Here is a 21,387-nt window from a genome sequence, read left to right as displayed (position 1 = left end):
AATCTGGTTACAATTTAAATATTTTCTCAAAAGTAATAAAATTATATAACAGGAAAATATCTATTTATCAATTCTCTCTGCTCTGATATGCTCACTTTAATATGCATCACAATTGTTAACAGCCATTTATGTCCCGTCAGTTCCTAAGCCCTTTCCATAGGGATGTTTTTTTAAATTTAGCCAATCAAAGATCTCGCTATCTTAAAAATGAATTTCCGGATTATTTTTACATTTATTTATCTGCTTTACCAGGATCCTTCGGTATCAAATGCTGCAAGTTAGGGTCATTCTTTATACGTTCCAGTTCGCTTTCGATAATCAAAACGATATCTTTTTTTATCTGCTTGTAATTCGCTTCAATCTCCTGCTTCATATTATCTTCACCTTTTTCATCCAGAAAGAATAAAATCTCTGGTATTTTATTATAACACTTAGTTTCGGCTGCCACTTTTTCATTATCCACAACAATTTCTGCATGAAAGATTTTCTGTTCGATACGCTCATCAAAATTGTCCGATACAGCCCCTACAAAAACTCCCTGAGTAAGTGTAGAAATTTTAGAAGCCGGAATCAGGCTGTCCAACTGTGTGGAAATGGATGTCGAGGTATCATTTCGATTGATGGACAAACTTTGTCTTTTCTGGAGTACTTTCCCGAAACGCTCCGAAAGGTTCTTAGCGGTCTCTCCTACCACCTGGCCGCTGAAGATATTACCTACCGTATTTTGGATCACTTTGCTTTCCTTGTCCCCGTAATCACGGTTCAGCTGTGAGAAATCCTGAAATCCCAGACATACAGCTACTTTGTTGCTACGGGCAGTGGCGATGAGATTATCCAGTCCCCGAAAGTATATAGTGGGCAGCTCATCGATGATAACAGAACTTTTTAACTGCCCTTTTTTATTGATCAGTTTTACAATACGAGAATTGTACAATCCCAGTGCTGCAGAATAAATGTTCTGGCGGTCGGGATTATTCCCTACACAAAGTATCTTAGGTTCTTTCGGATTATTGATATCCAATGAAAAATCATCACCTGTCATGACCCAGTACAAACTCGGAGAGATCATCCGGGACAGTGGTATTTTAGCTGATGCAATCTGTCCCTGCAATTGATCCTGAGCTCCTCCCTGCCAGGCATCCATAAAGGGTGATAAATAATTTTCAAGTTCAGGATAAGAAGTCAGGATGGTAAACACATCAGCATACTTTTTATTAAGCAGCTCAATGGCGTGCGGAAAAGTACAATGCTTTCCGGAATCATAGATTTTAAGAAACCAGATAATGGCTGCTAAAAGAATTATCGGGCTTTCTACAAAAAAATCTCCCTGCTTCTGTATCCAGCTGCGATTCAGGTTAAGCATAATGGTATAAGCAGCCTCGTAGGCATCCGAGATATCGGTCATGAATTCAGGATTAAGCGGGTTGCACCGATGGCTTTTTCTAGGATTGTCAAAATTGATGACGTAGAATTTTGGTCTTGTTTTGTATTTATCATGATGCTTTAATAAATGATTGTAGGCAATGGTAGAAAGATCATCAAATTTAAAATCGTAGATGTACATCGAAAAGCCTTTTTCAATCTGCTGTTTGATATAATTATTGATAATGGCATAGGATTTACCCGATCCCGGAGTACCCAGCACAATGGTCGCACGGAACGGATTAACAATATTAATCCAGCCATGGTTCCATTTGTTTTTATAATAAAAACGGGTTGGAAGGTTAACCGAATATTCATTTTCCATAAGCTGGGTTTCCTGCTGGAAACTCTCATTCTCATTGTTAAAAACATCCTCCATAAGGTTCGTACGTAAAAGACGGCTGATCCAGACACCAGCCATCATAAGTGCGATATAACCAATTCCCATAGTGAGGATATAAAAGAAAACTGCGGTTTCCAGTGAAAGCTTAAGTAATGGAGTATTGAAAAAGAAAAGGACAAAACCGATCCCTAAAGCACTATAGATCTTTGTCCATGTAATTTTTTCATTCTTGACACCTTTGGTTCCCAGACAGCTTAAGGCCAGCAGCAGTAAGGCGAAAACTTTGGTATATAGTATGTGCGAAAATAAATCCGCTTTTTGGTCGAATCCACGTAAAATTTTATTGATGGTCTGCAGAGTCCACCCTCTTTCAAGAAAAAAACCGTAACAATACCAATATAAATGCATCAGCACAATGAGTATGCTAACTGCTCTCATAAAAGCCATAATCTTGGCAAGCCCTCTTAAATCATCGTCTCCCTGCATTTTTCACTTATTCAATATTGGACATGAAAGTATAGCAAGCGCAGAGGGCAATTAATAATATGGCGATATTTGGCACGGATAGGAACTGTTTGATTATTTACCTTGTGCTTGCTTAAATCCCTGGTGGACGCCTTTTTTTCTTTTTTTTCTTCCTGAAGTCCTTGATTTGATCCTCCATATTCTCATAGACTAAACCATTGTCAGCAGAAAGGATATCAAAAAGGCCTGCTGCGGGAAAATCAATTCCATCAATGAGCTGCTGCAGTTCAGGTTTATTGTGAGGGGAAATAACCTTGACTGTATCATAGAGCGAGTTCTGTTGTGAATCAATTGGTCTGCTTTGAAGTTGATTTTTCAGATAAATATCCTGTTTCTGATCTGTGCAGCCCTTTTTCATGGTCAGGGCATAGTTAACGGTTTCTTCCAGCGGTCGGTCAAATCCGAACATTTGATCAAAAATCTGCTCTGACGAGCCTTTAAAAGCCACACGGTCAAACTGGCCCAGCTTCTCGGAATGCTCTTTGTTTAGTCCCCGTGAATTGTTCAGAGGACTCAGTTTTATTTTGTTTGAGATGTCTTTTCTGCTGACAATGATCTGTACATGCAGCTGTTCCCCTGGCTTGCGGTCTCCTGCCTTGACTGTTCCCTGTATAACCTCGTCATCCTTAAAACTGTAATAGCGGTTGCGCTCTAATTTACCATACCACAAAAGATCTTTACTGTCATGAACTGAAGGCCGTTTAAAATTATCAGCGTATGCGTCCATTACCCTCACAGCATACTGTTTTAGTTTCTCTTCTGCTCCCTGCACCCCGAAACGTTCTTTTAAAAAGCCAATCTCTTTTTGGCTTGGACTGATATTGATAAGGAAAAACTTCGCATCATTCCTGCCCAGCTTAGCAATATTATTGTCTATTCTTATCCTGACTTCCTGTGGGATGATCTCCTTGCTGGCAGTATTGAACCACAATTCCCTTGCGTTAGTAGCGTCTTCACGTACGGCCCGATTCTCCTTTTCCAGATAATTTACCAATTGCTCAGAGCCTGCTTTATTGCTGCCGGTCTCAGAATCCGTAATGCTGATATACATAACTATAGGTTTGCGAGTGTCTTTTTTACACGAACCATGAGTTCTTCTTTCCTTGCCGCCGCTTTACCCCAGCCCATTTCTTCGCGCTGAGATATGTAATAATCCAGTAACTGGCTGAACTGTTCTTTAAGCATTTCTTTCTCTTTCTGCTTTGAAATGAGGTGCTTAATACCATTTATAAGCTGCTGGCTGTGGCTGGCAAGAATAACATTTTTCTCACTTTCGGCTAAAAGATGCCTGCCTATCCCTTCAAGAATTTCCATATGCCGGGAAAAAACAGCCTTCAAATTACCTGTATCGCTGAGCAGCGGCAGCAGAAAATCTTTCTCCTGCTGGCGTATAAAAGACACTATACGGCTGATGCCCGAAGACAGTTCGCGCTTTAGCATTTCATCACCAGGGTCTGCCGGATCTTTTTTGCTTCTATAAAAATAATCCACCATCTGGCAGAAGAGTTCTTTCTTGCTTCTCCTGAAGTTTTTAGAAAGCTTCTGCATCTTATCATCCGTTTCTTTTGGATATCGGATACTGTTGGTCTCTCTCTCTTTCATAACATCCTTTTTTTTAATCCCTATTATTCATTCTATATGGCGGTATACCATCGGGTATACCTAATCGCTTTACATAAATACCTCTGCAGGTCTGTGAATATACCCCGAGTATACTTAAAACCCCCGCAGCCCCAGCAAAGGGGCAAGCGAGTAAGGCTCTGCCCAACTCCCGCTTGCTTTTTTCAAAACACAATAGGAACTGGCTTAAACCCTTTACAAAGTAATGACATCGGAATAAAAAGAGCATAAGGTGATGTATTGCCAAAAGGCGACACTAAACGCCATATAAAACCTGCGCTTTAACAAAATACTCAGCGCTGCTGAGTCTGGCTAAAAATCAATTTGTAAATAGATTGATTCTAGTAAAACAAAAAACCAGCCTTTGAGATCATTTAATCCGTCTAGGAAAAGTGACTGGAGAATTTCTCAAGCAATAACGCCAAACAATGCTTTACCACGCCAATGTAAGCCGTCAAAGAAAAACGACATACCTATGTGCGTTTATTTGTTTCTCCAAACAGATGTAAAACCGTATATAAGTTGTTACGCAGTTTCACAAGCATGTATCTGTAAACTTATTGTAAAAAAAACATACAGCTATAAATAGAGCAATACAAGTGTACAAAATTACACAGCTCCGTAAGTGTTGATTTACAGATCAGGAGATGTACATATTTAAATCTGATGGTAGCAGCATATTTAGCCGCACAGCTGTAATTATACCTCTTTGAGTATCTATGGATGCCCGGCAATAACTGCTTAAAGAGCTGCCTGTTTTTTTGAGTAACTCTATACATACATCAGCTGATAGCTACCTGCCTGCCTGCACACCAACATAAATAAATAATTAAATACCATTAAAAATGAAAACAGAACACAAACCCGTATTTATTGCCTTTTCTTCCCAGAAGGGAGGTGTAGGTAAATCCACTTTTACCGCTCTTGCCGCTAGTACCCTTCATTATCGAATGGGTTACAACGTGGCGGTATTCGATGCCGACTTCCCACAATACAGCCTTATGAAAATGAAGGCACGCGACTTGGCTATGGTCATGGAAAATGACTTTTTAAAAAGGGCGGCATTCAGACAGTTTACAGCCATTAACAAAAAAGCGTATCCCGTCATCCAGCATAAAGCCGAAGGGGTGCTTCAGGCGGCAAATGATTTTATAGAAGCTCTCCCCGTCCCGGTTGATTTTATCTTTTTTGACCTTCCGGGAACTGTAAACACACCTGGGATTTTAAAAGCCCTTGCCGGTATGCACCATATCTTCACTCCCATTACCGCTGACCGTGTGGTTATGGAAAGTACGCTTATTTTTACCCAGCTCATGCGGGATGTCATTATGAAAAAAGGTGAAACGGCAATCAAATCCATTAACCTGTTTTGGAATCAGGTAGACGGGCGCGAACGCTCCCCGCTGTACGAAGTTTATACTTCACTTATTGATGAGCTTGGCCTCCCTTTGATGCAATCCCAGATCATGAACAGCACCCGTTTCCGCAAAGAAAGCGAAGCGGGTGCGAGAACTGTTTTCCGCTCCACTTTAATGCCACCCGATGAGCGACTGATGAAAGCCTGCCGACTGGATCAATTTATGAGCGAATTTTTAAGAATTGTTCAATTGTAAGATTATGGAAAAATACAATAAGAAAAAGCCAATTCCTGAAATCAACGAGGAGCTGATGATGAGTCTGATGGTGGACGGTGTGAAAAAAGAAGGGCTGCGGCTTCCCAAAGAAGAACCTGAAGATCCTATTGAAGCTTTACCTGAAAAGCCTGCAGTGAAGGAACGTCACAAGGTTAAAAAAGTAAACGAAAAGGATTATGAAAGCGTGTTTTTCAAAAGACCCGCAACCAATGCGCGTAATGGAAAGACGGTATATATCCGGCCGGATTTTCATGAGAAACTCACGCGGATCGTACAGGTAATCGGCGAAGATAAAATAACTATTTACGCCTATCTGGACAATCTTCTTGACTATCATTTTCAGGAATTCAGAGAGCAGATTACCACAAGTTTCAACGATAAATACAAACCTATTTTATAATTATGGAAAATCTGATTGTTATCTGCCTGCTCGTTATTATTGTCCTGCTCCTGCGCGATAAAATCCCGACAGCTAAAAGTCAAAAGAAAAAATCAGCGCAGCAAAAAAAACGTCCCAAACTGCCCGATATTATGGGGAAGTCTAAACCTTTAAGAAGCCTTTTGATGCCAAAGCGTACTGCTGAGAGCCCCGATAAAAATGGGAAAGCGCAAAGAGCTAATTTTGATATTGAAATCAACGAAGATCCCCAGATGCAGCATCTGTCTGAAGAGCTGGATGATGTTTTCAAAAATGCAGCTGATTTGAAACAAGAGCAGCAGGAATGGAACAGTTATGGAATCTCCATCAGCGATGACGGTCTGGCCCAAGGGGTTACCTTAGAAGAACTAAGCGCTGTAGAGATGCTCCTTCAAAAAAACAAACTGGAGCCCTCTAAAAAGCAAACAGCGATAACTTTAGTTCATAAAATACAGGGGACCGAATTATTCAGCCTGCTGGAGAATTCCATTGACAGTGCCTCGCGCAAAATAACAGCGCTGCTGGACGAGAGCTTTTCTTCTGAAAAGCGAGCCGGCCTCATTAATTTGCAAAAGGATGATTTGAATGATTTTAATATTGGGGATTTTGTCTAAGGATAAAAATCCCCATTTTTTTATAAACACCCATCATGGAAAAGATATTCCCTACACTGAACATTGAAGGAACCGAATTTATCGTTGATTGCCTGAATGAGCAATTGATAGAAAAAGCAGATCCTATAAATCGGATGAATATTACAAACATGCTTTATACAGGCTCTGGTTATGATTTTCATTATGACATCAACACGAAGAATCTGGCTGCATTTGAATCATATACTCATTTAACCAATAACAGGCACATAAAAAACATCAGTATTCCCAATCTTACTGCTCTTGATCCTGAAGGGATGGCCAAAAGGTACAAGCAGACGGTAGAATATATAAAAGGGAAAACCGATTTTGAGCTGACTATAACCCCGGGAAGCCCACTGGACTTAAGATGGAATAAAAAAATACTGCCCATATTAAATATTGCCGGACATCCTTTTTTTGTTGATATAGCCGCCGGAAAACTGCGTCCAAAAGATGATTTTAAATCCAAAGGAATCTCACTTGAGCAGATCCTCGAGTACTATGACCGCTTTGCCCGAGCCTACATCATTCCCTACAATCCTAAAACACACGAATTCCAGGAAATTGACCATCTCAAAATTACAGAACTGCCCAAAGACATAATTGTAGTAAAGTTTGCGCATCTTCAGGAGCTGGACCGGGTTGGATGGAATGTAAAATATGGCTTTGGACCCGCCCACTGTATTAAAGAAGACCAATATAAGCTGCATTTTAAAGCCCAGACCCTGCCTTGGGAAGCGACCAATATCCCCAACAGCATAAAGCTTAATCTGGAGGAAAAAAGAATACAGGACCAGAATAAACCCTCAGATGAAATGGGACCCGATAATTCTTTACCAATTAAAAAGGGACGAAAATTATAGCATGCCCGCAAGCATATTCCATTAGAAACACAAACGCCCAAATCAAATGGTTTGGGCGCTTTTTTATGTCCGATTCTCTACTGGTACTGCCACTGCCAGACAAGTAATACCGCTGGTTTCCAATTCATTATACACTGCTGTTTTTCACAACACTTTTGCTGCTGAGACCCGCATCCTGCGGGATACAGACAACAATTTAAAGTGATTGATCATGAAAAAACAAAGAAAAAAAATCCTGCTGGCAGCACTAACAATGCTGGCAGGTTTGGGCGCCGCGGCGCAGGGAAACGGTACAGCGGGCATCACAGAAGCCACGCAGATGGTCACCTCCTATTTTGATCCCGCCACGCAGCTCATCTATGCCATTGGAGCTGTGGTAGGGCTGATCGGAGGGGTTAAGGTGTACAACAAATTCAGCAGCGGGGATCCCGATACCAGCAAAACCGCAGCAAGCTGGTTTGGCGCCTGCATCTTCCTTATCGTAGCTGCGACCATTCTTCGCTCCTTCTTCCTTTAATCTGCAACGTTATGAGCACTTACAGCATCAATAAGGGAATTGGAAGAACAGTGGAATTTAAGGGGCTAAAAGCGCAGTACCTGTTCATCTTCGCCGGCGGACTGCTTGGAATCCTTATTCTGGTCATGATACTCTATATGGCTGGCGCCGGTTCCTACATCTGTTTGTTTTTGGGTGCAGGCGGCGCTTCGCTTCTGGTGTGGCAGACCTTCGCGCTGAACAAAAAGTACGGCCAGCACGGACTGATGAAAATGGGCGCAAAGAAAAGGCATCCGCGCTACCTTATCTCCCGAAGGGCTGCAGGGAGCCCGCTAAAGTTGAATACTAAAGAAGACAGAGTATGAGAAATTCAGCAAAGACCGCCACACTAGAGAGCAGGTTTCCCCTGCTGGCAGTGGAGAACAACTGCATAGTATCCAAGAATGCAGATATAACAGCCTGTTATAAAGTACAGCTGCCCGAACTCTTTACAGCTGGCGCTTCTGAGTATGAAGCCATACATGCTGCCTGGCATAAAGCCATTAAGACCCTGCCCGATTTCACGGTGGTGCACAAACAGGACTGGTATATCAAAGAAAGCTACGAGCCAGAAATACAAAACAAGGACCAGAGTTTTTTAGCGAAGTCCTACGAGCGCCATTTCAACGAGCGCCCGTTTCTGAACCATTACTGCTATCTTTTTCTGACCAAGACTACCAAAGAGCGCATGGCGGCCCAAAGCAATTTCTCCTCGCTCTGCAAAGGCTCGCTGCTGCCAAAGGAAATCAGGGATAAAGAAACGATACACCGTTTTATGGAGGCAGTGGCGCAGTTCGAGCGCATCATGGGTGACAGCGGATTTATCAAGCTGGAACCTCTGAGCGAAGAGGATATTATCGGCTCAGAAGAAAAACAGGGAATACTGGATCAATACCTGACCCTTTCCAGGGAAGCCGGAGCGCCGCTTCAGGATATAGCACTGGGTAGCGAACAGGTGCGCGTAGGCAGCAAAAGATTATGCTTTCACACGCTGTCTGATACCGATGATCTGCCCGGTACGGTGTCATCAGATACCCGGTATGAAAAGCTTTCAACGGACCGCAGCGACTGCCGATTGTCCTTTGCCGCACCTGCAGGGCTCCTTCTAGGCTACAACCATATTTACAATCAGTATTTGTTTTTGGACAACAGTGAGGAAAGCCTTCGCAGGTTTGAAAAATCTGCAAGAAATATGCACTCACTGGCCCGCTACAGCCGCGCCAACCAGATCAACAAAGAATGGACAGAACGCTACTTGAATGAGGCACATTCTTTTGGGCTGTCGGCTATCAGGGCGCATTTCAGCGTTATGGCATGGTCGGAAGAGCCCTCCGAAATGAAACAGATCAAGAATGACTGTGGCAGCGCCCTGGCGCTGATGGAATGCAGGCCGAGGCACAACACTGTTGATGCAGCCACGCTTTACTGGGCGGCAATTCCCGGTAACGCAGGTGATTTCCCAAGTGAGGAAAGCTTTTATACTTTCATCGCACCTGCATTATGCTTTTTCACGCAGGAAACCAATTACCATGATTCGCCCTCGCCCTTTGGGATCAAAATGGCTGACAGGCTGACCGGTAAACCAGTGCATCTGGACATATCAGATCTGCCCATGAAACGCGGCATAATTACCAACCGCAACAAGTTTATACTGGGACCCTCGGGAAGCGGCAAGTCTTTTTTCACCAACCACATGGTCCGGCAGTATTATGAGCAAGGGGCGCACGTGCTGCTGGTTGATACCGGCAATTCCTACCAGGGGCTTTGTGAACTGATAAGGGCCAAGTCCAAAGGCGAAGACGGGGTCTACTTTACCTACACCGAGGAGAATCCGATTTCCTTTAATCCTTTCTATACCGATGACGGCGTATTTGATATCGAGAAAAGGGAAAGCATAAAAACCCTTATTCTCACACTCTGGAAACGAGATGACGAGCCTCCCACACGCTCAGAAGAAGTGGCTTTGTCCAACGCTGTAAGCGGGTACATCGATTTTGTCAAGAGCTGTGATGCCTGTCCTTCTTTTAATGATTTCTACCGTTATGTGCAGGACGATTACCGAGAAGAGCTTCAGGAAAAACAGGTCAGAGAAAAAGATTTTGATATTGCCAATTTCCTTAATGTGCTGGAGCCCTATTACAAGGGCGGCGAGTATGATTACCTGCTGAATTCCGACAAACAGCTTGACCTTTTGTCCAAACGTTTCATCGTCTTTGAAATTGATGCCATCAAGGAACATAAAATTTTGTTTCCCATTGTCACTATCATCATCATGGAAGTGTTCATCAATAAGATGCGAAGGCTTAAAGGCATCCGCAAGCTCATCCTGATTGAAGAGGCATGGAAAGCCATTGCCAAGGAAGGAATGGCAGAATATCTGAAGTACCTTTTTAAGACTGTTCGTAAATTTTTTGGCGAAGCCATTGTGGTCACCCAGGAGGTCGATGACATCATCCAGTCCCCTATTGTCAAGGAAAGCATCATCAACAATTCGGACTGTAAAATCCTACTGGACCAGCGCAAGTACATGAACAAATTTGATGAGATCCAAAAAATGCTCGGTCTTACCGATAAAGAAAAGGCGCAGGTGCTTTCCATTAATATGAACAATGATCCCTCGCGCCTTTACAAGGAAGTCTGGATCGGACTGGGCGGCACGCACTCTGCGGTATATGCCACAGAAGTGAGCCTTGAGGAATATATGGCCTACACCACCGAAGAAACTGAAAAACTCGAAGTCATGCAGCTTGCAGAGGCGCTTGACGGTAATGTAGAGCTCGCCATCAAACAGCTCGCTGCTTCTCGCCGCGAGAAAGAAAATCAATAGTCAACTAATTTAAAATCTTACAAAAATGAAAAAATTATTATTTATGGTGTCCGCGGCAATACTGACTGCCGGGACACCTTCAGCAAAAGCCCAATTTGTAGTTACAGATCCGGCCAATCTGGCTTCAGGTATCCTTAACAGCGCCAATGAAATCATACAGACCTCCTCTACGGTAAGCAATGTTGTGAAAAATTTCAAAGAGGTAGAAAAGGTCTACAAGCAGGGCAAGGAATATTATGACAAACTGCAGGCCATCAACAATCTGGTCAAAGATGCAAGAAAGGTACAGCAGACTGTACTGTTGGTTGGCGATGTATCACAGATGTATGTTCAGAATTTTGGCAGGATGCTAAATGACCCGAATTTTTCTGCGCAGGAACTATCAGCTATTGCCAACGGATATTCGGTGCTTCTGGGTGAAAGCACGGAGCTGCTCAAAGAGCTCAAACAGATTGTAAACTCTTCAAGCCTGTCGCTCAATGATAAAGAGCGTATGGATATCATTGAGCGCGTGTACAAAGAAGTGAAAGAATACCACAGTCTGGTACGCTACTACACCAACAAGAATATTTCGGTAAGCATTCTAAGGGCAAAGAAGCTGAACAATACCAAAAGAGTGCTGGACCTCTATGGAACACCCAGCCAAAAATACTGGTAGGCTATGGAATTCAATAACCTGCATGAAGTCCTGCGCTCGCTGTATGATGAAATGCTACCGCTGTCCGCCGATATGGCGGCAGTGGCCAAGGGGCTGGCCGGTCTTGGAGCTCTATTTTTTGTGGCAATAAAAGTCTGGCAGGCACTCAGCCGGGCGGAACCTATTGATGTTTATCCGCTCCTGAGACCATTTGCCCTGGGGCTCTGCATCATGTTTTTCCCCACTATGGTGCTGGGCACCATCAATGCCATACTCAGCCCCATTGTACAGGGAACCCACAGTATCCTGGAGCATCAGGTGCTGGACCTGAACGATCTGCAGGCCAAAAAAGACCTGCTGGAACACGAAGCGATGATCCGAAACCCGGAAACCGCTTATATGGTATCGGACGTGGAGTTTGATAAGAAACTCGATGAACTGGGATGGTCGCCCTCGGACATTGGAACAATGGCGGGCATGTACATGGACAGGCAGACCTATCAGATTGAGAAAATAATAAAGGAATGGTTCCGAAATCTGCTGGAGATCCTTTTTCAGGCGGCAGCTTTAGTTATCGATACTATCAGGACTTTCTTTCTCATTGTACTTTCTATCCTGGGCCCTATTGCATTTGCAATATCGGTATGGAATGGCTTTGAGTCCACACTCACCCAGTGGATTACCAGATATGTTAGCGTCTACCTCTGGCTTCCCGTTGCGGACCTTTTCAGCTCGATGCTGGCCAGGATCCAGTCGCTGATTATTGAAAGGGATATCGAAATGCTCACCGACCCGTCTTTTATTCCTGATACCTCCAATACCGTTTACATCATCTTTATGATTATAGGCATCGTGGGCTATTTTACAATCCCCACTGTAACAGGCTGGATTATTCAAGCAGGAGGCGCTGGAAATTTTACCCGTAATGTGAACCAGACTGCTATGAAATCCGGAAATCTAGCCGGGGCGGCAGCCGGTTCAACAACAGGCAATATCGGCGGCAGACTCATGAGCAAGTAATCTTTTAACACTATAAAAAAATGGAATTCAAAACACTCAGAAATATCGAAAACAGTTTCAGGCAGATCAGGCTGTTCTCCCTTGTATTTGCCCTTCTCTGTGCAGGAATCACAGGGTATACCCTGTGGAAGTCCTACCGTTTTGCCGAGCAGCAGCGCCAAAAAATTTATGTGCTGGACAACGGCAAATCACTCATGCTGGCCCTTGCCCAGGATGCCTCGATTAACCGCCCTGTGGAAGCGCGCGAACACGTAAGGCGCTTTCACGAACTCTTCTTTACCCTGGCCCCTGACAAAAACGCTATTGAAAGCAATATGAAACGCGCGTTTAATCTGGCTGATAAAAGTGCTTTTGATTATTACAAAGACCTTTCGGAAAAAGGGTATTTCAACCGCATTATATCGGGCAATGTGCAGCAGCGTGTGGAGATAGACAGCGTGGTGTGCAATTTTGAAACCTATCCTTATGCGGTGCGCACCTATGCCAGGGAATTCATTATCCGCTCAAGCAATGTGACAAGGCGAAGCCTAGTTACCACATGTTTTTTGGTCAACTCGGTACGTTCGGACAATAACCCGCAGGGCTTCAATATCGAAAAGTTCGCCGTAACACAGAATAAGAATCTAGAGGTCATCGAACGCTAAAAAACAAGCTATGAAACAGTTACTAGATTTAGACTCATTCACTAAGGCACTCTGCGATAAAGGCTACGATGGCTATTTTACCACACAGGCTGCTTATCCGGGAAAACTAAAGGACAGCATCAGTGAATACCTTGAGGCCTGCGCTAAAGGCGCAGAACCCTTAAAGACCGAACTATTTCTGATGGGATATCTGGAGTGGTCGGGAGATGATAAGCCAAGTGTTGAATGTATGCTCTGGGTAAAACACGAAAAAGGAAACTTTGAGCTTCAAAAAATGGACATCGTGAGAAAAGATCAGTTCGGACTTCCGCTGAAGCACTGCTCACTAAGGGACCTTTCTTCTGAATCCTTGCCCAAAGCCAGTGAAGCAATAGCGCTTGTCAAAGAAGCTGCGGCGCAGAAAACGATTCAATCAGCAAGGCGTTTCAAATTTTAAAAAGATAAGATTATGAGAAAATTACAAGCAGATCTGGACAAGTGGTTTGAGTCCCTTGATAAGCGCTGGCGGGCACTGGAACTTCGCAGGCAGCAGCAATGCACCCTTTACTTTTTTATGGCCTATGTGCTTCTTACAGCTGGGATCCTTATTAAAATCTGCCTCGACACAGCAAAATCCAATGCTGCGATGGAGATTAACCACATTGAAAATCCTGTCCTGAAAAAGAAATGAAACACTGCAGATAAAACAAACTTGAACAACAATCCTAAAAACAAATTTGTATGAAAGAAAATAAAAAAAAGGTCGGCATTCTGGTAGAAGAAGACGGTCACAGCACAGAATTCCTAGGCTATGATGAAAAAAAAAGCGGCAGTGGACGCCTTATAAAGCCGCTCATCTTCGCTTTAATGGGTGTTGTCTTTATAGGCTGCATGCTGCTGATTTTTAAGCCTTCTTTCCAAAAGGAAAAAAAACAGGAGACGGGGCTGAACGATTCGGTGCCCCAGCCCAGCGAAGAAGCGCTGCAGGCAGACAAGCAGAAGGCCTATGAGCAGGAAATGCTCGAAGAGAATGAGCAGCAAAAGCGCAATGCCCTGACTACCTTAGCCGATTATTGGAATCAGGACAGCGGGCAGGAGGATCAAAATGCAGTCCCAGATGAAGAGCAGCAAGAAAGCCATAATCCGCAAAAATCAGGGAATCCGGCTCTGAGCAGCTACCGAAATGCCCAAAATACGCTGGGGTCTTTCTATCAGAATGATAACAGCGAAACACTGCAGCTTCGAAAACAGCTCGAAGAGACAAAAAAGAAGCTCGCTGAAAAGGAAGTGCCTGCAGGCGTAACCGCGGCCGACCAGCTGGCCCTTATGGAGAAATCCTATCAGATGGCCGCCAAGTATCTTCCCTCGGGAACAGGCAAAAGTGATGTCCAGAGCAGCAGTGCCGCCGCTTCGGACCCAGCGTCGAAAAAAGAAGAATTCTCAGCTCTGGCGCCGGCATCAAAAAACATTGTCTCAGCACTTGGGTGCGAGCCTTCTCCGAGTGTCATTTATAACCCCGATCACGGATTTTATACAGCGGATGCCGAAAAGCTTAATACCGCACCTAAAAACAGCATTAAGGCATATGTTGACCATCAGCAAACCATAGTCTTGGAAGGTTTGGTTAGACTGCGTTTACTGGAGCCCGCGCAGCTGCAAAACCGCATTATCCCACCGGGCACCATCTTAACTGCAGCGGCTAAGATTCAGACAGGACGCCTGCAGCTAAAGGTCAGTTCGGTAGAACTCCAGGGCAGCATAATCCCTGTGGATATCATCATTTATGATCTGGACGGCCAGCAGGGCCTTAATATCCCATACTCTGCCGAGATGAGCGCCCTGAAGGAAATAGCAGCCAATATGGGACAGAATGCAGGGACAAGTGTGATGCTGACCCAGTCTGCCACGCAGCAGGCGGCAGCGGATCTGAGCCGGGGTGTGGTCCAGGGAATCTCAGGTTACTTCTCCAGAAAAGTGAAAACCTCTAAAGTGACGCTAAAAGCAGGGCATCAGCTTTTGCTGGTATCTAAAAAACAGTAATTCTAAATCAAGTGAATCATGAAAAATCAATTTAAAATACTTTTGGCCTGTGCTGTTCTTTTGACAGCTGCACAGCCTTGTTTTTCTCAGCACAACAAAACGGCTGCTGCTGTTTTGGAAAAAATAGAGCCCTACAGTATGGAAGTGACCTATGATAAAACTTCGCATTTAATTTTCCCGGCACCTATTGTGTACGTTGATCTGGGAAGCGAATACCTTATGGCTTCAAAGGCTCAGGATGCCCGCAATGTACTGCGCGTCAAAGCGGCCATTAAGGACTTTGAGCCGGAAACTAACTTTTCGGTCATTACTGATGACGGACGTTTTTACAGCTTTAATGTGCATTACAGCCCCAGTCCGCAGACCGTCAGCTATGACCTGAAAACAATACAGAACACTAAAAATAAGCCTGGGACAAACGATGCCCTTTTTGAAGCGTTGGGAAATATTTCCCCCTCGCGCGCCGGAATTATAATGAAGTGCATTTACAATAGCAGCAAGCGCACTGTAAAACATCTAAGGCATAATAGTTTTGGCATAACCTTTACCTTAAAAGGTTTGTACATCGACAAGGGGAAATACTTTTTCCATACCCAGGTGCTGAACCGCACCAATGTTCCATTTAACATCGACTTTGTCAATTTCAGGATTGTGGACAAAAAGACAGCCAGACGCACCGCGCTGCAGCAAAGGGAGCTGCAGCCTTTATCTGTATATAAAGCCCAGGACGTGATTGAAGGGAACTCATCGGATCAGAATGTCTTTCTTCTGGATCAGTTTACCCTTGAAGACAACAAAATACTGCTCATTGAGATCTTCGAGAAAAACGGCGGGCGGCACCAGACGCTTCGTGTGAAAAATTCAGATCTTGTAAAAGCTGGTTTGATAAGCGGTCAGCAGCTGCAGTAAAACTTCAGCATGGATTGGAGAGGATTTTGATTCTAATTGCCGCTCCAGCATTTAGCATTCCTGGCAGCCCGAAGATGATCTTCGGGCTGTTTTGTTTACAGCTTCTGCCGTTATGCTTTAAAAATTCAAACAACAATCTAAAAATCAGTATATTTACATATCTCTATAAGCTGTAAAACTTTAATTGTATTATTATGCAAAATGTTATCGACCGCACCAACAAATTTTACCTGCTAATGTCCCGGCATCTGTTCTCTAAAAAAGAGTATGGAGTGCTTGAGAAACTCCTGATAGAAAAAATGTCCTTAGAGCAAGCGGCCCAACTTCATGGGGTCACGCCTGAATATGTCGGCGAGTTATACGAGAAAGCCTGCATTAAAGCAAAAGCGGCGGCTGAACTGTTTTCAGAAATTGGACATCACAATAAAAAGCTGCAGAAGCTAAAGCATGAATTAAATCCGAGCCCTGCCCAAATCAAAAGAGACAAAATGGAAAAAGACAGGCAGAAACTGCTCTTTAACAGCCGCTTTCATTTCAGCGGGAGGATGAACGGCATCTTTGAGGCTTTGGACATACTCACCATCGGGGAACTGGCGGATATTCCGCTTCAAGATTTTCTGTGCCTCCGGGGCTTTAAAACAAAGTGCAAAGAAGAGCTCATTGCCTTTATCGAATCTGAAAATATAGAATACCTTTTCAAAGGATTTGCGCTCTGGAAAAAACAGCCTATTGAACAATTGAAATAAGTAAAAGCCAGCATAAAAAGCGGTCTTCTTTTGCTTCTTTTCTTTGACCGCAGACCCAAAGAAAAGAAGCCCGCCAAAAACAGCATAAGGGATGCCGGACATCCCTTAAAAAAAACGCAGCGGGTCTTCTAAAATAGCGGGCACTGCATTTTGGCAGAGGCGCTCTACCGATTAAAACGCAAAAAGACGCTCCCTGCCGGTGCAAGGGAGTGTCTTTTTGCCGCCCGATCGGGGCTTATCCCACCGCAATGGGCTGTGATCGGAAATCTTTCAGGTTCAGAAAAAATCCCCTGTTTTGGGTCATGCCCTCTCGGAACAGGCTCCACAACAGCGAACATCCCATCTGAGCGAGTGTAGAATTAATATACAAATCCTGTTTTTCGAGCGCCTCGGCAAGCGAACAGCTCGGCGTATCATCCGTGAGTTCTGACTCTTTCAACAGCTCTGCAAATTCCTCTGTTACAAAAGGCAGGCTTGCAACGGTTTCAAACTTATCGGAACACGGCTGTGCAATCTCCCCAATAGTGGAGAGCAGTACCTGCCCTGTATGCTGGCTGTTGCCGAAATCCATCCAGTATTTCGGCTCGTCCCTGTGCTGTCTGCTGTTGGTGCGCTTTAAAATCTCGGCAATTTCAAAGCGGGACCCTGCGCTGTCCGTGCAGGAGATGAAAATTGAGCTTTTAGTATTTTGAGGAATTCTGCCAAGGGCATCTTTTTCAAACTTTACCGTTTCGGCTTTCCAGTTTGTTCCCATAAAACGGTTCGCTCGGTTGATAAGGGCAACGCATTTATGCAGTCCGACCTCGCTGGGCGCAAAACGCTGTCTTCCCAGATTGGCATCGCTCACAATATCATCATCCCAAAGGCGCACGCACAGCCCTGCATGCCCGAGGGCTATGAGGCTGTGGTTCATTTCCATAAGGGCGGTCAGCACTTTTGAGCCTGTACCGCCTGCCCCGATAAGATTAATACAGATGGGGTTTGTTGGACTTATCAGATAAGGGTCTGTAAAATGCATTTTGGTTTTATCGGTTTTCATGGCAGTAGATTTTTGAGTGTTTTGTTATTCTTTTTGAGCATTTCTTTCGGAAAGGTTCTATTTGTTGCGATAAGTTCTTTCCAAAGACCTACGCAATTGCCCTTTACAGGGCTGTTCTCTCCCATAAGGTGGCTGAAGTAGCTGTTGAAAAAATAGTCTTCCCAAGCCCTTGTAAATTCCTCCACCGATGCGGAGTTTTTGATATCGATGCTGACCGACCCCATGCACACCCTGCCGTCCTCATAGATATTGAAAAACGGGGCGCAGTACAGCGGTGTATTGGCTGTGGGTCTCCTGTCGCTTGAAAGCGCAAATACCCTAAGGCTGTTTTTGTCCGCCTGCCAGACCATTGCAGGCACAAAAGCCTGCCCGCTTGGAATCCCTAAGCCTTCGATAAAATAAAGCGGTCTTCTTTGGGATTTGGTATGCCATAGCACAGCGCCTTTATCCGTGCCTGGGTTAATATGCAGGACAGCAGTCGGCAGAATTCCCTCGGATTGCAAAAAGGCTCTATCCTTATTTTTTTCGGTGTGCAGTGCCTTGGCAAGCCTCTGCGCTTCACGCTCTGTAAGAGGGTGCGCATTGATGGGACTGCCGTTTTTATCCATATCAAAATGCTCTACATAGACTTCTTTACTTAAACCTTTGCTTTCATAGAATACAAGGGCGGATTTTGGGTAATAGAGTGTCCCAAAACTTTGGGTTATATCAGTTGCCGTATTCATCTGCTGTGGTTTTATAGTTGTATAATATTTGGCACATATCGTCCAAAAGGGCAAATAAGCGGTTCTCAAAATCAAGGCTGACTGCTGGCGCATCCACACCGTTAAAGCACTTTATAATCGTCGGCTCGTCCATTGCACCGTACTCGTTGAACTCGCTGTTGATGCTCTCGGCAATACTTTCATACAGCCATCCTTTAGTGTCATATATAAAGGAAATGTACTTTTCCATCCCAATAGTTTCGTTTTCGCTCTCGTCGGTATCTTCTTCTCTGATGGGCGCGTTTCTGAAAATGCTTTCATTTGGATATTCGCTGTATAAATCAAAAGCTTTTCGCGCGGTAAGCACACACTCGCGGTCAAATGCATCACGGCTTTTAAAGGCATTTAAACGCTTTTGAAAAACGGCTAAATTAATGCGGTTAAAAATCTTCTGCTCTATGCGGTCTCCAATGAATTTCGCTTTATCAAACTCTCCTAAATCCTTTTGAAATCCTTCCGTCTCATCGTCCTGCTCTGTCCAATCCCTGTGCATTTCGTACATCCAATGCAGATAGCTGTTTTCCTGTCTGAAGTATGGAATATCGGCAATATGGTAGAGATAAGAGCAGACTGACACAAGAAGCTATGCGTTTTTTTTATGCCTCGGGTCGTGAAGCATTTGATATAACGGCTGAATTGGGATATAATAAAGCGTTGTGCCTGTACTGTGTTTTTCCTCGCTGATAAAATAGGTTTTCTTGCCGTCCTTCAGCAGGCGGATTTCAGGGCAGTTTAAAACACTCTTTTTTAATTTTTCCTCTATATCCCATAGAGCGAGCGCCGTTTTATAAGGATATTCAAACTGTCCTGTCTGCATTGGTTCAATTTGGTAATGCTCGGAAAGCTCAGCTAGGGAGGCAAAAAAATCCTCCTGCATTCTTTCAGTTTCCCCACAAGCCTGTACTGTTTTGTTTGCCTGTAATTTAGGCAGAAAAGAAACCTTTAAAAAACCATCGGAAGCATCCCCGCAGGCACTGACCTTGGCTTGTCTTTCTGCACCTCGCCCGCATCTTTGGGTCTCTGCATCCAAGCCATAAACCCGCTGAGCTGTGTATGAAGCTCTTTTTGTCTTTTTCGCTCGGGCAGTTGCACTCTTCCCGATATAATTGTCTTTTGCATAATCCATCACTTAGAAAATTTGGTTAACCTTTCGTCCCCATTACACTTTCAAATCTATATTCCACCGCATCGTCCCTGATTTCAGGGGCGGATATTTTGGCGGTGGTCAGTATCGGGTATGTGCCTGCATAAAAATTAAGCACCGCTTCTGCGCTCCATTTGGGTTCGGGGTCAGCCAATCGAATTTCCTGTCCCTTGTCTTTGAGTATAAAGACCCGCTGTAATTGTGTCGCTAGTAACATAATTGGCGTTTTTAGATTAATAATTTATGTTTCCTGTTCTTCTTGACTGTCCTCGTCCCAATACTCCGTTTCTTCCACCTCAGTTTCTTCATCTTGGGCTTCATGCTCCTGCTCCTGAGCATCGGCATTGCCATAATCGGGAAAAAGTGCCTCTCGGGGCGGTTCGGCTTTTGAAGTTTGGGCTGTACTATCAAACAAATCAGGTGCAAATTTTGCCGATAATTCCGATTTTCTCTTGCGTATCTGCTCCGCCTTCAGCGGAAACTCATGTATTTCGGGCACTTTTATCCATGCCTCACGGAATTTGCCTTCTTTTTCAAGCTCTTCGGCTTTTGCCATAGCGTCACTGAATTTTTTGTCTTTCGCTTCAGCCTCTTTCTTTTGGCTCTCTGCTTTTTCCTTTTCCATTGCCGACTGCTTTTTAGCTGTTTCCAATTGTTTCATATAGCCTTCCATATCCACCATCAGACCCGATGCGGATTCAATGGGCGCTGTAATATTCTCAAAAAAACCTTCGTCAAGTTCCTCGGCAGTACCGCGCAGGTTTAAAGGCGGTATGCTGTGCTTGGCAGTATCTGCGCATGCCTCGTTTTGAAGCATGACAAGAACAATAAGCCTATCCTCTGCCCCTTTGGCAATGGTAATGTGCAGATCGCCTATAATCTGCAGCTGCGCTATCTGATTGAAAAAATTAGTTGTCGTTTCCATAATTTAATTTTAATTTTTTGATGATTAACTCCATGATGCTCTTCTCATCATACCCCAGCTTGTAGAGGCGTTCGATGTAGCTTTCCATATTCTGCTTATATTCCTTTTCCCCTTCCTCTCCTTTTAAGATAAGCAGATGGGTATTCCAATCCACTACAGCTTCCCTGATTATAGCGATGAGCTTTTGGGCGTACTTTTTTTCGGCTCCCTGGCTTTTTTTTGAAAGCCTCAGTTCTATGTACATATCCAAAATATGCCAGTACACTCGGGCTTCTTTGCCTATACTGCGGTGTTTGCTGACAAACTCATTATAGAGGTACAGTATAAACTCAAAATCATTTTTGTCCTGCTTTGCCATGCTTTCAAACTATTTTGTATCATTTCAATTTCGCAGATTCTCGATTGGCTATCTGCATCCTGTAACTTGATTTATAAGGCTGTCGCTGTTTGGGCAACAGCCTTTGCTTTATCTGCCTTTCTAGTTAAGGTTAAGGATTTCAGCGCCATCTGCCTGAAAAGCCGTGCAGAGCTCAAAAGCCTTTTGGCTTTTCCCCTGCGCTGTACCGCCCATTACGATGGACTGCAGTTTAGCCTCGCTGTCTTTGTAATTTCTCATATTCTGGAAGTAGCGTAGGATAAGCACCTGATGCCTTATCATATCACTATGACAGGTTTTCCTGAACTCTCCCCCGAACCGTACGTACATGTCTCCATGTAT

The 21,387-nt window shown here is 44.0% G+C and carries 25 protein-coding genes and 1 pseudogene; 15 read left to right on the top strand and 11 right to left on the bottom strand.

Annotated features, from left to right (window positions below; translation table 11 throughout):
- Window positions 1–232: 232 nt before the first annotated feature.
- The 3 genes from mobC to RB619_RS19000 all read right to left on the bottom strand — a co-directional run bounded on the left by mobC (window position 233) and on the right by RB619_RS19000 (window position 3,892).
- Window positions 233–2,251 carry a conjugal transfer protein MobC gene (mobC, locus tag RB619_RS19010; RefSeq protein ID WP_308070923.1) on the bottom strand — a complete coding sequence of 673 codons (2,019 nt, stop codon included), beginning with the start codon at window positions 2,249–2,251 and terminating at the stop codon, window positions 233–235.
- A gap of 112 nt (window positions 2,252–2,363) precedes the next feature.
- Complete coding sequence (locus RB619_RS19005; RefSeq protein ID WP_308100459.1) at window positions 2,364–3,341, bottom strand: DUF5712 family protein; 978 nt, start codon at window positions 3,339–3,341, stop codon at window positions 2,364–2,366.
- A 2-nt stretch (window positions 3,342–3,343) separates the two neighbouring features.
- Window positions 3,344–3,892, bottom strand: coding sequence for a BfmA/BtgA family mobilization protein (locus RB619_RS19000; protein ID WP_308070925.1), 549 nt, complete (start codon window positions 3,890–3,892; stop codon window positions 3,344–3,346).
- 863 nt (window positions 3,893–4,755) lie between these two features.
- Between RB619_RS19000 and RB619_RS18995 the strand changes: the two genes are divergently transcribed.
- From RB619_RS18995 to RB619_RS18925, 15 genes are all read left to right on the top strand, one after another.
- Window positions 4,756–5,523: a ParA family protein gene (locus RB619_RS18995; protein ID WP_308100457.1), complete on the top strand. Its 768-nt coding sequence runs from the start codon at window positions 4,756–4,758 to the stop codon at window positions 5,521–5,523.
- A gap of 4 nt (window positions 5,524–5,527) precedes the next feature.
- Window positions 5,528–5,944, top strand: coding sequence for a DUF3408 domain-containing protein (locus tag RB619_RS18990; protein WP_308070926.1), 417 nt, complete (start codon window positions 5,528–5,530; stop codon window positions 5,942–5,944).
- Window positions 5,945–5,946: 2 nt separating this feature from the next.
- A complete protein-coding gene (locus tag RB619_RS18985; RefSeq protein WP_308100455.1) occupies window positions 5,947–6,576 on the top strand; it encodes a conjugal transfer protein TraD in 630 nt (209 codons plus the stop codon).
- Window positions 6,577–6,611: 35 nt separating this feature from the next.
- Complete coding sequence (locus tag RB619_RS18980; protein ID WP_308070928.1) at window positions 6,612–7,460, top strand: hypothetical protein; 849 nt, start codon at window positions 6,612–6,614, stop codon at window positions 7,458–7,460.
- Window positions 7,461–7,671: 211 nt separating this feature from the next.
- Window positions 7,672–7,977, top strand: a complete 306-nt coding sequence (locus RB619_RS18975) for a DUF4134 domain-containing protein (protein ID WP_308070930.1) — start codon at window positions 7,672–7,674, stop codon at window positions 7,975–7,977.
- 11 nt (window positions 7,978–7,988) lie between these two features.
- The gene (locus RB619_RS18970; RefSeq protein WP_308070932.1) at window positions 7,989–8,321 is read left to right on the top strand and encodes a DUF4133 domain-containing protein; all 333 of its coding nucleotides are present in this window, start codon (window positions 7,989–7,991) and stop codon (window positions 8,319–8,321) included.
- Window positions 8,318–10,822: a TraG family conjugative transposon ATPase gene (locus RB619_RS18965; protein WP_308100453.1), complete on the top strand. Its 2,505-nt coding sequence runs from the start codon at window positions 8,318–8,320 to the stop codon at window positions 10,820–10,822. The genes RB619_RS18970 and RB619_RS18965 overlap by 4 nt, the downstream gene beginning before the upstream one ends.
- Before the next feature lie 25 nt (window positions 10,823–10,847).
- A complete protein-coding gene (locus RB619_RS18960; RefSeq protein WP_308100451.1) occupies window positions 10,848–11,480 on the top strand; it encodes a DUF4141 domain-containing protein in 633 nt (210 codons plus the stop codon).
- 3 nt (window positions 11,481–11,483) lie between these two features.
- Window positions 11,484–12,479 (top strand): conjugative transposon protein TraJ, encoded by a 996-nt coding sequence (traJ, locus tag RB619_RS18955; protein WP_308100449.1) that lies wholly within the window; start codon window positions 11,484–11,486, stop codon window positions 12,477–12,479.
- Between the two features lie 20 nt (window positions 12,480–12,499).
- Window positions 12,500–13,123, top strand: a complete 624-nt coding sequence (gene traK, locus RB619_RS18950) for a conjugative transposon protein TraK (RefSeq protein WP_308100448.1) — start codon at window positions 12,500–12,502, stop codon at window positions 13,121–13,123.
- A 10-nt stretch (window positions 13,124–13,133) separates the two neighbouring features.
- Entirely contained in the window at window positions 13,134–13,559 is a 426-nt protein-coding gene (locus RB619_RS18945; protein WP_308100445.1) for a hypothetical protein, read from the top strand.
- Window positions 13,560–13,571: 12 nt separating this feature from the next.
- Entirely contained in the window at window positions 13,572–13,793 is a 222-nt protein-coding gene (locus tag RB619_RS18940) for a nitrogen regulatory IIA protein (protein WP_308100443.1), read from the top strand.
- Window positions 13,794–13,843: 50 nt separating this feature from the next.
- A complete protein-coding gene (gene traM, locus RB619_RS18935; RefSeq protein ID WP_308100441.1) occupies window positions 13,844–15,142 on the top strand; it encodes a conjugative transposon protein TraM in 1,299 nt (432 codons plus the stop codon).
- Window positions 15,143–15,160: 18 nt separating this feature from the next.
- Complete coding sequence (gene traN / locus RB619_RS18930) at window positions 15,161–16,051, top strand: conjugative transposon protein TraN (RefSeq protein ID WP_308100439.1); 891 nt, start codon at window positions 15,161–15,163, stop codon at window positions 16,049–16,051.
- Between the two features lie 194 nt (window positions 16,052–16,245).
- Window positions 16,246–16,797: a hypothetical protein gene (locus tag RB619_RS18925; RefSeq protein ID WP_308100437.1), complete on the top strand. Its 552-nt coding sequence runs from the start codon at window positions 16,246–16,248 to the stop codon at window positions 16,795–16,797.
- A 235-nt stretch (window positions 16,798–17,032) separates the two neighbouring features.
- Here the strand turns inward: RB619_RS18925 and RB619_RS18920 are convergent, their stop codons facing one another.
- From RB619_RS18920 to RB619_RS18885, 8 genes and pseudogenes are all read right to left on the bottom strand, one after another.
- Complete coding sequence (locus RB619_RS18920; protein WP_308100435.1) at window positions 17,033–17,836, bottom strand: PRTRC system ThiF family protein; 804 nt, start codon at window positions 17,834–17,836, stop codon at window positions 17,033–17,035.
- Window positions 17,833–18,561: a PRTRC system protein B gene (locus tag RB619_RS18915; protein WP_308071063.1), complete on the bottom strand. Its 729-nt coding sequence runs from the start codon at window positions 18,559–18,561 to the stop codon at window positions 17,833–17,835. The genes RB619_RS18920 and RB619_RS18915 overlap by 4 nt, the downstream gene beginning before the upstream one ends.
- Window positions 18,545–19,102, bottom strand: coding sequence for a hypothetical protein (locus RB619_RS18910; RefSeq protein WP_308100433.1), 558 nt, complete (start codon window positions 19,100–19,102; stop codon window positions 18,545–18,547). The genes RB619_RS18915 and RB619_RS18910 overlap by 17 nt, the downstream gene beginning before the upstream one ends.
- Before the next feature lie 81 nt (window positions 19,103–19,183).
- Window positions 19,184–19,726: a hypothetical protein gene (locus tag RB619_RS18905; protein ID WP_308100431.1), complete on the bottom strand. Its 543-nt coding sequence runs from the start codon at window positions 19,724–19,726 to the stop codon at window positions 19,184–19,186.
- A gap of 16 nt (window positions 19,727–19,742) precedes the next feature.
- A complete protein-coding gene (locus RB619_RS18900; protein WP_308100429.1) occupies window positions 19,743–19,961 on the bottom strand; it encodes a PRTRC system protein C in 219 nt (72 codons plus the stop codon).
- A gap of 24 nt (window positions 19,962–19,985) precedes the next feature.
- Window positions 19,986–20,669: a PRTRC system protein E gene (locus RB619_RS18895; RefSeq protein ID WP_308100427.1), complete on the bottom strand. Its 684-nt coding sequence runs from the start codon at window positions 20,667–20,669 to the stop codon at window positions 19,986–19,988.
- A complete protein-coding gene (locus RB619_RS18890; RefSeq protein ID WP_308100425.1) occupies window positions 20,653–21,027 on the bottom strand; it encodes a hypothetical protein in 375 nt (124 codons plus the stop codon). Before RB619_RS18890 ends, RB619_RS18895 begins: the two co-directional genes overlap by 17 nt.
- Before the next feature lie 120 nt (window positions 21,028–21,147).
- Window positions 21,148–21,297 (bottom strand): annotated as a pseudogene (locus RB619_RS18885) (alpha/beta hydrolase); the annotation flags it as partial.
- Window positions 21,298–21,387 lie beyond the last annotated feature (90 nt).

The sequence above is a fragment of the Flavobacterium sp. LHD-80 genome (assembly GCF_030929605.1).
Lineage (GTDB): Bacteria > Bacteroidota > Bacteroidia > Flavobacteriales > Flavobacteriaceae > Flavobacterium.
This window is presented reverse-complemented; position numbering and strand designations above follow the sequence as displayed.